The organism is Lichenibacterium ramalinae (assembly GCF_004137085.1).
In the GTDB taxonomy this organism is placed as follows: domain Bacteria; phylum Pseudomonadota; class Alphaproteobacteria; order Rhizobiales; family Beijerinckiaceae; genus Lichenihabitans; species Lichenihabitans ramalinae.
In genome coordinates this window covers 34,528-45,537 of the sequence record NZ_QYBC01000029.1, presented here as the reverse complement: position 1 = coordinate 45,537, position 11,010 = coordinate 34,528, and the positions used below count along the sequence as shown (strand labels likewise).

General features: G+C 65.3%; 8 protein-coding genes. 7 read left to right on the top strand and 1 reads right to left on the bottom strand.

Going from position 1 to position 11,010, the window contains the following annotated elements; translation table 11 throughout:
- A partial coding sequence (locus tag D3272_RS24560) for a helix-turn-helix domain-containing protein (RefSeq protein WP_245496771.1) occupies positions 1-528 on the bottom strand: 528 nt, incomplete at its 3' end.
- A 170-nt stretch (positions 529-698) separates the two neighbouring features.
- Here D3272_RS24560 and D3272_RS24555 point away from each other — a divergent pair.
- From D3272_RS24555 to D3272_RS24525, 7 genes are all read left to right on the top strand, one after another.
- Entirely contained in the window at positions 699-1,100 is a 402-nt protein-coding gene (locus D3272_RS24555) for a hypothetical protein (protein ID WP_129221865.1), read from the top strand.
- 357 nt (positions 1,101-1,457) lie between these two features.
- Entirely contained in the window at positions 1,458-2,177 is a 720-nt protein-coding gene (locus D3272_RS24550; RefSeq protein WP_129221864.1) for a hypothetical protein, read from the top strand.
- A gap of 89 nt (positions 2,178-2,266) precedes the next feature.
- Positions 2,267-4,435 carry an amylo-alpha-1,6-glucosidase gene (locus tag D3272_RS24545; protein WP_129221863.1) on the top strand — a complete coding sequence of 723 codons (2,169 nt, stop codon included), beginning with the start codon at positions 2,267-2,269 and terminating at the stop codon, positions 4,433-4,435.
- 184 nt (positions 4,436-4,619) lie between these two features.
- On the top strand, positions 4,620-6,074 hold the full coding sequence (locus D3272_RS24540; RefSeq protein ID WP_245496769.1) for a sugar porter family MFS transporter: 1,455 nt from the start codon (positions 4,620-4,622) through the stop codon (positions 6,072-6,074).
- A gap of 97 nt (positions 6,075-6,171) precedes the next feature.
- A protein-coding gene (locus D3272_RS24535; protein ID WP_129221862.1) for an IS3 family transposase occupies positions 6,172-7,325 on the top strand; the annotation gives its coding sequence in 2 pieces (ribosomal slippage) (positions 6,172-6,433 and positions 6,433-7,325; 1,155 coding nt in all).
- Positions 7,326-7,409: 84 nt separating this feature from the next.
- Positions 7,410-10,061 (top strand): DNA ligase D, encoded by a 2,652-nt coding sequence (ligD, locus tag D3272_RS24530; protein ID WP_129221872.1) that lies wholly within the window; start codon positions 7,410-7,412, stop codon positions 10,059-10,061.
- Entirely contained in the window at positions 10,058-10,930 is an 873-nt protein-coding gene (locus D3272_RS24525; protein ID WP_129221861.1) for an exodeoxyribonuclease III, read from the top strand. Before ligD ends, D3272_RS24525 begins: the two co-directional genes overlap by 4 nt.
- Positions 10,931-11,010: the final 80 nt, after the last annotated feature.

Genomic DNA, 11,010 nt, shown 5'->3' with positions numbered 1-11,010 from the left:
ATCGCTGCACTCCCTGCTACGCAGGGGGGATGGGTTCCTCGTGGCGCCGCCGGATGGGTTTACCGTGGCGCCTGACAGGTCGGTCGAGCGCTTGAAGGTCCGCACGCGGTGGGGCTGGAGATGGTGCGAGCGCCAGATCCGCTGCACCGTCGTCAGCGAGAGCCCGCACAGGGCCGCCATGGCGCGTCCCGTCCAGTGCGTGGCTTCGCCCGGCGGCTCGTCCGTGAGCGTGCGCTCCAGCACGGCCTGCACCTCGTCCTGCGGCGTGGCGGGTTTGCCTGGCGGGCGTGTCTTGTCGCGCAGCAGGCCGTCGAGGCCCTCTTCGGCAAAGCGCTGCTGCCAGCGCCACACTGTCGGACGGCCGACGCCAGCTTGGCGGGCCACCTCCAGCACAGGCAGGCGCTCGTCCGACAGCAGCACGATCCGGGCGCGGAGAATGTGGGCGAGAGGGCGCCGGCGATCATCGACGATCCGGCGCAGGGCCTCTCGGGTCTGCGCCGTCAGCACAAGGGACACGGTCTGGGACATGCCGACCAGACTCGCACATCCCAGGGACGCAGTGAATTATCCGATTGGTTCAGAGCACTAGGACAGCAGTTATTTGTCGCAAATTTTATTTTTTGTAATTTACAAATACCTTATTATTAGCGAGAACTAAACGCCGGCTCGGCAGTTTCTCTGTTAGCGATGGCAAAACGATGGAGTCTCTCTTCAAAATAGCACTTCTAGGATTTGCGGCGGCATCAATGATGATGGCGGGCGTCGTGCCTTTATGGGCTGCAACGGCCGATACGCCCGACTCTGGTCCCATCATTGAGAACAGCAGGGCGATGAACGCGGACGATCAGGCCGACATGTCGCACATGAACATGCGGCAGCAGATCCAGTCCCAAATGACCAAGGCCGGCTTCACCGACGTGATTGTTACGCCGTCATCGTTCTATGTCCGTGGAAAAAACAAGCAGGGCGAACCTGTCGCGATGGTCATCGGCCCTGATTCATTCACTGAGGTGACCGAAATCCCACAGAAAGCCCCGATGTCCTCGCCTGGGACGACGGCACCAAGCACCGCGGCAGCGCCGTCACCTGTCAAACCCTGACCGACGCGTCCTCGCGCGATCGCTGGCAGCGTCTACATATTCGGCCCGTTATGGCGTGTCCTGACGGGCCTGTCCAACGACACTGGGCGCCACGCGTGCTTGATGGGGACCAGAATGGACAGGGGTCGAGAAGAGGATTTTGCGGCACGCGCCTACCGACTCTAGGAACAGGGAGGGGGCACACATGAGCAGCAGTGGCGCCGAACTGATCAGGATGCGTTGTATTTCCGCACGAAGATGTGACGAGCATGATGAGCGCCATGGGAATGGCCCGATCATCTGGTTTCTCACAAAATGGCGACGGACTCGCCGCGGACCAGCTACACTGTCGCCGGTGCATGACCTGATATCTAAGGCTTGGCGTTCGCTGGATATCATTCAGGACAGGACAACGATCGTCTGTATAGCGGCAACAGTTCCCTTCGCATTCTGATGGTGCCGCCCGCTCAGGAACACATGGGAGGCTGCTCCGACGAATTATCGTCGTACATTTCCTCCAGCGGACACGTCGAGCAAAAAATCGTGAAAGCTTTCGATAATCACCTATCGCCGGATCATGCGATCAGAGAGGACAGCGCTATGAAGTCTCAAGACGGTTTGGTCGTACAGACATCGGATCTTAACCCGTTCCTGTTCGCTGGGATCGGCACGGAGCCGAACGGATCGGCCCTGACCGTCCTGTCGTTGCTAGCTCGCCTTGGTTCCGATCCATGGTCCGAGGCGCGGCGATTGGCGAACCTACCGGAAAAGACTGCAGCCGAGTGGCTGGCTGGGTGTATCGCGAGAACCCCGCTCGCGCCGGAAAGCCCGGGCGATGCACACCGAGTGGCTGCGACCCTCGTCGCGCTGCTTCCCGCCAGGGCCGGGCTCGCGAGGGGCGCCGCCGGTTTGCCGCCCGGCCAGCAGGCGACATCGGGCACGCCCGGCGTGCTGTTGGGCAAGATACCCCTCAAGGGTTGGACACTGATCGCTGTGATCTGGACCGTCCTGGCATTCGGGGCCGCCTCCGGCGCATTCTACGGCAACACGTCCGCTCAGAAATCATCGCCGGCCCTGACCGTCCAAAAGTCACAGTGACATGGAGGATGTCGGTCGACACAGGTCGACGTGTCGCGTCTCGTTCAAACGGGGCGAGAATTCTTCTCCAGCATCGATAGGTCATCGCCATGGCGCTTGAGGTTAAGGTCGGCCCACCGCAGCTCGCCGTCCATCAGGGCTACACCATCATGGTGAGCGATCCAGATGGACAAATTCTGCAGGAGGGCGATAGGGGGTTGTACTTCCTGGATACCCGCCTCATCAGCTCATACGCACTCTTTGCCGATGGCGTTCCGTGGACCTTACTCAATGGTGGGGCGCTGTCCGCCTCTGCGGCTCGGATTTATTGTACGAACCCACTCATCAGAACGGCGGCCGGCATGGTTCCGGAGCGAACCCTGGTTCTCGTCTTCGGCCGCCATATCGACGGCGGGATGCACGAAGACATCGACATCACGAATTACAGCCCCGATCCCATCTGTCTCAACCTCGAACTCGCGATCCGCAGCGATTTTGCCGACCTTTTTGAAATCAAGGACAAGGCGGTCACCCGCAAAGGCGAGATCAGGACGAACTGGTCTGCCGAGCGGCAGGAATTGACCACGACGTACAACCACGCCGATTTCCGTCGCGCGATCAGGGTCGTGGCCGGCGACCAGCACTCACCCATGGTCTATGCCAACGGGCGCCTGAGCTTCGTCGTCGGGCTCGAGCCGGGCGATTCTTGGCATACCAGCCTTCTCTATGCCTTCGCTGACGGCGACGAATGGAGCACTCCCCCTCTGTGCAGTGTGGCCGACTACATGGAGTCCGAGGCAGCCCAGGCCCAGAAGCTGTGGCAGGCGAGCGTCCTCAAAGTCGAGACGTCCAATACCGTCTATGCCGACGCTTTCGCGCAGGCCATCGATGACATGTCGGCACTGCGTCTGCCGATCGAGGGCACCGACCACATGGCCTTCGTGCCGGCCGCAGGCCTGCCTTGGTTCGTCGCCCTGTTCGGCCGCGACAGCCTCATCATCTCGCTGCAGAACGCCATTGTGCATCCAGAATTCGCGCTCGGCGCCCTGCTAGTCTTGGCGCGCTGGCAGGCGACCGAGCGGGACGACTACCGGGATGCGGAACCGGGCAAAATTCACCATGAGTTGCGCCGCGGAGAACTGGCGCATTTCAAGCTCATCCCGCACACACCCTATTATGGCACGGCGGATGCGACGCCGCTCTACCTCATCACCCTCCATTCGGCCTGGATGAGCACCGGGGACCGCTCCTTGCTGACCAGGCACCTGGATACGGCTGAGCGCTGCCTCGCCTGGATCGACGATTTCGGCGATCGTGACGGGGATGGCTTCCAGGAATACGAGACCCGTTCGCCCGTCGGCTACGCGAACCAGGGCTGGAAGGACTCGGGCGATGCTGTGATGACCGTCGATGGCGCGCTGGTGAAAGGTCCGAAGGCGCTTTGTGAGCTGCAGGGCTACGTCTACGATGCTTGGCTTCGCATGGCGCAGATCTATGACGCCTTGGGAAAGGGTAAGCGGGCGATCGAGCTTCGGCACAAGGCGGCGGCCCTCTACACCCGCTTCAACGAGGCTTTCTGGAGTGAGTCCGAAGGTTTCTACGCTTACGCGCTGGATGGCGATAAAAAGCCCGTCCTCTCGATCGCCTCGAACCCCGGACAATGCCTCTGGTCGGGGATCGTGCCGCCGGACCGCGCACGGCGGGTGGCCGATCGCCTGATGAAGCCGGACATGTGGAGTGGCTGGGGCATCCGGACGCTGTCGGCCGACCACAAGAACTTCAACCCATACAATTACCAGACGGGCGCCGTCTGGCCGCATGACAACGGTTTCATCGCGCAAGGCTTCAAGCGCTACGGGTTCCACGACGAGACGTGCCGGGTCGCCGAGGCGATCACCGGGGCGGCAGGTTATTTCGCCCTGGACCAGATGCCCGAACTCTACGCCGGCACACAGCGTGACAGCTCGAACTTCCCGATCCAATATCTCGGTGCCAACGTTCCGCAAGGCTGGGCCGCCGGCTCGATATTCTCGCTCCTGCAGGCGATGCTGGGATTCCAGCCCGATGCCCCGAACAACCGGCTATACGTCGATCCGGCCCTCCCCGATTGGATGCCGGACCTCACCGTCCGAGATCTTCGTGTTGGATCACAGGTTTTCGACATCCGCTTCGCACTGGCCGGCGGGACAACGAACTTCGAGGTCACGCGTGGAAACGGGGATCGTGTCGCCCGGCGGTCGATGACAGCCTGGGCCGAGTCTCTCCGAGGCGGCGCTTGATGTCGTCATGGGAGAGCCCGAGCCTCCAGCCGCGTCTGACCTTGCCGTCCGGACGACTTCGATCCGGGGATGCCCATGACGAACCGACCCGCTTTTGGGCTGACGCGACCTCCGGCATCGGGGCTTTCGGCCGGGCCGAGCACCTGTCGTTCCGAGATCCCGCATCGTCTCTCGAGATAGAACAATGTCGGCTGTTGCGATGCCGCAGCAGGTGAAATCTCCAGATTCATCCTCGATCGGGCAAAGCCACATGCACGTCGTCGTCATCGCACTCACGGCCGCCCTCGGCGGGCTTCTATTCGGCTATGACACCGGCGTGATCTCCGGTGCCCTTCTGTTCCTGCGCGAAGCGTTTCACCTGTCTCCCACGATGCTCGGCGTCGTGACGGGCATCGCTCTCGCAGGCGCCGCCGGCGGAGCGTCAGTGGCGGGTCTGCTGGCAGACCGGTTCGGGCGTCGTCCGACGCTGATTGGGACCGCCGCCGTCTTCGTCGCCGGCGCGGTCGTCTCCGCGCTGGCCGGGGATCTCGCGGTGCTGCTCGCCGGTCGCCTCCTCGTCGGTATTGGTATCGGTGGCGCCTCGATGTTGACGCCGCTCTACCTCGCCGAGATCGCCCCGGCGCGGGAACGCGGAGCACTCGTGTCCTTCAACCAGCTCGCCGTCACCTTCGGCATCCTGGGATCCTACCTCATCGGCTACGCTCTCGCGTCGAGCGCGTCGTGGCGCTGGATGCTGGGCCTCGGCGCCGTCCCGGGCGTCGTCCTGGCAGGCGGCATGCTTCTGCTGCCCGAGACCCCGCGCTGGCTTGCCGAGCACGGGCATGTCGACCGGGCGCGCGCCGCGCTGATCCGGCTGCGTGGCCGCGGCGTCGACATCGAACCGGAGATGAAGGCGTTGCGGGCCGACCTCGGCTCAAAGGCTCAAACACGCCCCGAGAGCCGCCTCGGCCACCGGGCAGCACGGCTGCCGCTGATCGTGGGAATCGGCCTCGCGGTCTTCCAGCAGGTCACGGGAATTAACACGGTTATCTATTTCGCCCCGACGATCTTCCAGGCGTCCGGGCTCTCGTCGGCCTCGGCCGCCATCCTGGCGACGGCCGGGGTCGGCGTCGTCAATGTGGTCATGACCGCGGTGGCGATTTGGTTGGTCGACCGGGTCGGCCGCCGTATGCTGCTTCTCACCGGGCTCGCCGGTATGGGTGTCAGCCTCTGCGCCCTCGCGACGGCCTTCATGATGGGCAGCGGCCCGCTTCTGGGCTGGCTGACGGCCGGCAGCCTAGCCGCCTACGTCGGATTCTTCGCCGTCGGGCTGGGGCCGGTGTTCTGGCTGCTGATCTCGGAGATTTTCCCCCTGGCGATCCGCGGGCGCGGCATGTCGGCCGCCACCATCGCCAACTGGCTGTCGAACCTCGTGGTCGCGCTCACCTTCCTCGACCTAGTCGATCTCGTAGGACGTCCGGCGGTGTTCTTCATCTACGCCGCCCTGACGTTCGGAGCGCTGCTGTTCGCCCGCGCTCTGGTACCCGAAACCCGGGGCCTCACGCTCGAAGCCGTCGAGGCACTATGGGTCGCGCGGGCGAAGGATGAAACTCCGCACGACCCGGAGAGCCGAGAAGCCATCCCCACACCGGCAGCCTGACGGTAGGTCACAGCTGAGCGGGAGAGCGCCTCTGATCCTCCCCCTTTGAAGTGGTCCGCCCTGAGGTATGGGTTTCGAGCCCTGGAGGACGGACGATATGGCGAAGCGGCATAAACCCGAGGAGATCATCACCAAGCTGCGTCAGGTCGACGTGCTGGTGTCACAAGGGTCGAACGTGGCGGACGCGATCCGCAGTATCGGAGTGACGGAGGTCACGTATTATCGTTGGCGCCAGGAGTACGGTGGCCTTAAGTCGGACCAGGTCAAGCGGATGAAGGCCCTGGAAACTGAGAACAGCCGGCTGCGCAAGGCGATCACGGACCTCACGCTCGACAAGCTGATCTTGCAGGAGGCGTCCCGGGGAAACTTCTGAGCCCCGCGCGCCGACGCGTCTGTATCGACCATGTTCGTGACGTGCTGAACATTTCCGAGCGCCGCGCCTGCCGGGCGCTCGGTCAGCACCGGTCGACGCAACGCAAGGCGCCGCGGGGCCGCGATGACGAAGAGAACCTGACGGCCGACCTGATCGAGCTTGCACGTCAGTACGGCCGATACGGATATCGTAAGATCAGCGCACTGCTGCGGGACGCCGGCTGGGTGGTCAACGACAAGCGCGTCGAGCGGATCTGGCGCCAGGAAGGGCTGAAGGTGCCGGCCCGGCAGCCGAAACGCGGGCGGCTGTGGCTCGGGGACGGCTCCTGCATACGGCTTCGGCCCGAGCGCCGGGATCACGTGTGGGCCTACGACTTCGTCGAGGAGCGGACCCACGATGGCCGCAAGTTCCGCACCCTCAACGTCGTCGATGAGTTCACCCACGAGTGCCTGGCCATCCGGGTCAGCCGCAAGCTGAAGTCGATCGACGTGATCGACGTCTTGTCCGACCTGTTCGTCCTGCGCGGCGTGCCGGAGCATGTTCGCTCCGATAATGGCCCGGAGTTCATCGCCAAGGCTGTGCAGGAGTGGATCTTAGCCGTCGGAGCTAGAACTGCCTACATCGCGCCCGGTTCACCTTGGGAGAACGGCTATGTCGAAAGCTTCAACGTCCGCTTTCGAGATGAGCTGCTCAACGGAGAGATCTTCTATTCGCTCCGGGAAGCCGAGATCATCATCGAGAGCTGGCGTCGTCATTACAATGCAATCAGGCCCCATGCATCGCTCGGGTACCGCCCGCCAGCCCCGGAGGTCGTGGTGCCAACCTACGCCGCTTGGCCGGCTGCGTCTCCCTGCGATCGACAACGCCTCCGCGCATAGAAAAGATTCACCATGCCCCGGCCATGCTCATACAGCGCCAGCCCGCGCACCCGTTGAGCCTCGTGACCCTGGGTCGAAGCGATGGTGGCCGTGACGAAGCTTCAGTCCTACCAGAGCATGCGGGACTTCTCCCGGACGAGCGAGCCGTCGGGGAAGGACGCCAAGGTGGTTCCGTCCGAGGCGCTCCGCTTCGTGATCCAGAAGCACGCGGCCAGTCACCTGCACTTCGACCTGCGGCTGGAGTTCGAGGGCACCTTCCGGTCGTGGGCCGTCCCCAAGGCGCCCTCGCTCGATCCCAAGGACCGTCGCATGGCCATGGAGGTCGAGGACCACCCCCTCGACTACGGCGACTTCGAGGGCACGATCCCCAAGGGTCAATATGGCGGCGGCACGGTCATGGTGTGGGATCGTGGCTTTTGGGCGCCCGAGCCGGGCTTCGAGGACGTTGGGACGGCACTCGGGAAGGGGGAGCTGAAGTTCGTCATGGAGGGCGAGCGGATGCATGGCTCATGGGTGCTCGTGCGCATGAAGGGCAAGGGCGGCGACAAGCCCGGAAAAGCCTGGCTCCTCATCAAGCACCGCGACGAGGGCGCGGTGGACGGAAACCTCACCGGCCCGTCGGATGATGACCGGTCGGTCGCGTCCGGCCGCACCATGGCCGAGGTCACTGCGGGTGCCGGTGAGGCCCCCAAGCCCTTCATGACCGCCGGGGGCTCGGCCGCCGATACCGAGTGGCGGAGCGACGATGGGCAAGGGATCGCCCTCGTTGCGTCGACGACCGCGGGGGCCGTGACGAAGAAAGCGGCGACCGCGGACGCTCCGAACGTGGAGAGTCTCCCGGACTTCGTCGAGCCGCAGTTGGCCCAGTCGCTGGCGAAGCCGCCGTCGGGGCCGCGTTGGGCGCACGAGATCAAGTTCGACGGCTACCGCATGCAGTTGCGCGTCCAGCGGGGCAAGGCCGTCCTCCTGACCCGGAAGGGCCTGGACTGGTCCGCCAAGTTCCCGGAAATCGTCGCCTCGGGTGCGGACCTTCCGGACGGCATCATCGACGGCGAGGTCGTGGCCTTGGACGGCATGGGCGCACCGAGCTTCTCGGCCCTGCAGGCGGCCATCTCGGACGGCAGGACGGCAGACCTCACCTATTTCGTGTTCGACCTGCTCTTCGCCGGCAAGACCGATCTGCGCTCCCTCCCGCTCTCGGAGCGGAAGGGCAGGCTGCACACGTTGGTCGAGGGTGCGCGGGCCAACGTCCGCTTCGTCGAGCACTTCGCCACGTCAGGAGAGGAGATGCTCGAGTCGGTCAGCCGCATGGGTCTCGAGGGCATCATCTCGAAGCGGCTCGACGCGCCCTATCGATCCGGGCGGAGCGAGAGCTGGGGCAAGTCGAAGACCCGGGAGGGCCAGGAGGTGGTGATCGGCGGCTGGACCACCACGGGCAAGGAGTTCCGCTCGCTGCTCGCCGGGGTCTACCGCGATGGCGACCTGGTCTACGTCGGCCGCATCGGCACCGGGTTCGGACGCGACGTCGTCGAGGTGATCTTGCCGCGACTGAGTGCGGTCGAGGCCGAGCACAGCCCATTCACGGGCCGGGGCGCGCCGAAGAAGGCGGCCGGCGTGCACTGGGTGCGGCCGGATCTGGTTGCCGAAATCCACCACGCCGGCTTCACCGCCGATGGCATGACGCGTCAGGCCTCCTTCAAGGGCCTGCGGGAGGACAAGCCTGCCCAGGAGTTCGAGGCGGAGCGACCGGCGCCGGACGCGGACCCCGGGCCTCGCGAGCCGGCAGCGACCACGGTGCGTGCCAGGGTCGTGATGCCGCGCGGTTCCGTGCCCGTGATGGGCGTCAACGTCACCCATGCCGACAAGCCGCTCTGGCCGGACGCCGACGACGGCGAGCCCGTCACCAAGCTCGATCTCGCCCGCTACTACGAGGCGGTCGGCGGCTGGTTGATGCGCCACGTCGAGGGCCGGCCCTGCTCCATCGTCCGCATGCCGGACGGCATCGACGGGCACCAGAAGTTCTTCCAGCGCCACACCGGCCAGAACCAATCTTCCCTGATCACCGAGGTGATCATCCCAGGCGAACGCGAGCCGTACATCGAACTCGACAGCGTCGAGGCGCTGATCGCGGTAGCCCAGGTCGGTGCCGTCGAACTGCATCCCTGGAATTGCCAGCCGTTCGAACCCGAGCGGCCAGGTCGACTGGTGTTCGACCTCGACCCCGCGCCGGACGTGGACTTCACCGAGGTGGTCACGGCCGCCAAGGAGCTTCGCGACCTCCTGGATCTCCTGGGGCTCGTCAGCTTCTGCAAGACCACGGGCGGCAAGGGCTTGCACGTCGTCACCCCGGTGTTGGCAGAGGGCGTCGACTGGCCGACGGCCAAGACCTTCGCACGGGACGTTTGCAGGGTCATGGCGGCGGACGCCCCGACGCGCTTCCTGACCACCATGGCCAAGAAGGAGCGCACCGGGCGCATCTTCCTCGACTACCTGCGCAACGACCGCACGGCGACCGCCGTCGCGCCGCTCTCGCCACGGGGACGCCCGGGCGCGCCGGTGTCCATGCCGATCACCTGGAACCAGGTCAACAGGGGCCTCGACCCGGCCCGGTACACGGTCCGGACCGTCCCCTCGCTGGTTCGCAAGCTCAGGGCCTGGACGGACTACAGCGACGGCGAACGGCCCCTCGCCGAGGCGATCGAGAGGCTCGGTCCGGTCAGGGGCCGCCTGCGATGAGGATCGCGACGTTCAACGTCAACGGCGTCAACGCGCGGCTGCCGAACCTACTGCGATGGCTGGAAGCCGAGCGGCCCGACGTCGTCTGCCTGCAGGAGCTGAAGGCCGACCAGTGTATCGTCCCGCTCACGGCGCTGGAGGCTGCCGGCTATGGCGCCGTGTGGCAGGGACAGAGGAGCTGGAACGGCGTCGCCATCCTGGCCCGTGGCGCCACCCCGGTCCTGACCCGCCGCGCGCTGCCCGGCGATCCCGACGACGCGCAGGTGCGCTACATCGAAGCCGCCGTCAATGGCGTCATCATCGCCTCGCTCTACCTGCCCAACGGCAATCCCCGACCCGGGCCCAAGTTCGACTACAAGCTCGCTTGGCTAGAGCGTCTGATCGCCCATGCGGCGGAACTGATGGCGGCCGGCGTGCCCGTCGTCCTCGCAGGCGACTACAACGTCGTCCCGACCGAGGCCAACATCTACCCCGGGCACCACGAGAGGGAGAACGCCCTGCTGCACCCGCGGAGCCGGTCTGCGTTCGTGCGGCTCATGGACCAGGGTTGGACGGACGCCCTCCGGCGGCTTCAGCCCGAAGGCCCCCTCTGGACCTTCTGGGCCTACCTCCACCAGCGATGGCCCAACGACAAGGGCATGCGGCTCGACCACCTCCTCCTCAGCCCCGATCTGGCGACGCGCCTAGTCGACGCCGGGGTGAGCCGCGACGTGAGGCGGGAAGCGGGCGCGAGCGACCACGCGCCCGCCTGGGTGTCGCTCGGAAACGAGGCTCGCCGTCGGGGGCGATCGAGGGCATCGAGAGCGTCGACATCGCCAGCGGTCAACGGCGACCTCGGGCGACGGTGGCCTCCGCGAACCTCGCTGTAGAACGGGAGGGCTCTCGGGACCACCCCATAGCGGTGATCCAATGGAAGGTGACGAGGGGTAGTCACCTTCGCCGGATGCCG

Excerpts from the sequence above, each read along its gene's own strand:
- D3272_RS24545 (WP_129221863.1), top strand. The coding sequence starts at position 2,267 with ATGGCGCTTGAGGTTAAGGTCGGCCCACCGCAGCTCGCCGTCCATCAG.
- D3272_RS24555 (WP_129221865.1), top strand. The coding sequence starts at position 699 with ATGGAGTCTCTCTTCAAAATAGCACTTCTAGGATTTGCGGCGGCATCA.
- D3272_RS24525 (WP_129221861.1), top strand. The coding sequence starts at position 10,058 with ATGAGGATCGCGACGTTCAACGTCAACGGCGTCAACGCGCGGCTGCCG.
- D3272_RS24540 (WP_245496769.1), top strand. The coding sequence starts at position 4,620 with ATGTCGGCTGTTGCGATGCCGCAGCAGGTGAAATCTCCAGATTCATCC.